The organism is Rhizobium sp. 25PS6, from assembly GCF_032464655.1.
GTDB lineage: Bacteria > Pseudomonadota > Alphaproteobacteria > Rhizobiales > Rhizobiaceae > Rhizobium > Rhizobium laguerreae.
In genome coordinates this window covers 1-1,467 of the sequence record NZ_JAWDIV010000054.1, presented here as the reverse complement: position 1 = coordinate 1,467, position 1,467 = coordinate 1, and the positions used below count along the sequence as shown (strand labels likewise).

1 protein-coding gene is annotated in these 1,467 nt (G+C 60.5%); it reads right to left on the bottom strand.

What is annotated here, in order from left to right; genetic code table 11:
- Nucleotides 1-515 precede the first annotated feature (515 nt).
- A partial coding sequence (locus tag RWK44_RS34730) for a type IV secretory system conjugative DNA transfer family protein (RefSeq protein WP_316030162.1) occupies nt 516-1,467 on the bottom strand: 952 nt, incomplete at its 5' end.

Here is a 1,467-nt window from a genome sequence, read left to right as displayed (position 1 = left end):
CGGTGTCTTGGCCAAAGTGGCGAAACCTGGGAGAGCGTCGGCGCCGCCATAGGCAAGCCAACCTCCAGCAGCAATGATCACGGTGCATAGAACTACCGTCGAGCGTTTACGCCATCTGTTCTGCCCAGATCTCAGCAGTCCTCCACCCGCGCGCTGCCGATCGCGGCCGCCTCCGGCCTTCGGGGGCTTTCTGAACGGAACCACATTCGATTTCGCCACTATCCGATCCCTCGTTTCGCCTCACCCTATGTCGGACCCGGTTTCATCTGCGTTTACGGAGGAACTGGCTCCGGCCGCGGTGTGGCCGGCAAAATGGTGTGCGACGGGCGGGGGCAGTCGATCTCGCCTCCCCTTCGGGCCACTATGTTGAGGCTCCTGCGGCTGCCCTGTTTTCCTCCCGTCGCACGTCGAGAATTCCCGAAATCTCGCCCGTCGGGCGTCGCTATGCTGATTTCTCCGATACTCTTCTTTTTCCTGGATCAGCCTTGCTCGGTTGCACTGCGCGCCGGCCTGGATCATGCAGGCTTTGGCGCATCCCCGATCATGTGAAACCTGTTCGTGCCGACGCATGCCTTCATGTCGTCGCGCCGGAACCAGATGGCGCGTCCGCATCGGAGCGGCGCGTTTCCTGCGGTGAAGACGATCTGTTCATCGGCACGCATGCGCAGAACTTCATGGGGCTGGATGAGTGGTCGAGCAGCGAGCTGCTTCGAGCGTGTTCGCGATGATCCCTTTGCCTGGAAGCTGCGGCTCACCTGGTCGATCTCGACCGTGGTCATGCCGCAGCGCTTCGATATGTAGTCGGCGGTCTCGGGATCGTTGATCGCTGCGAACGAGATCCAGCTGGCACTCTCGAACCACTTGCTCGCCGCGTCGCGACCGCCATAGGTTTCACGCATCTGGCCGATCGACTGGTAGATCATCGTCAGCGTGATGCCGTATTTGCGTCCGGCGTCGCGCGCGGTCTCGATGATCCGCATGTAGCCGAGGCGGGCGACCTCATCGAGGAGAAACAGCGCGCGCCCCTTTATTTGTCCGTCGCGATTGTAGATCGCATTCAGAAACGAGCCGATGATGACCCGCGCAAGACCGGAATGGGTCTCCAAGGTCTTGAGGTCGATGTTGATGAAGACGTCGGTGTTTCCCGCCGCGATGTCGCTGGTCGAGAACTTCTTCCCAGACACGAGTGCTGCGTAGTTCGGATAGGAAAGCCAGTGTGTTTCCTTGACCGCGTTAGCGTAGACGCCGGAGAAGGTTTCCGGCGTCATGTTGACGAAGGCTGCGACGTTCTCCTTTACGAAATCCGAGCCCGAATTGTCGTAGATGTCTTGCAGCCGCTTGCGCAATGTCGGCTCTGGCTCCGAGAGATTCATGCGCACCTGCCGAAGCGTCTGCTCCTTCTCGTCCGTGTGACCTGACAGGCAGACGTCGGCGATGAGCGCCGTCAGCAACTGGAGAGCTGACGCT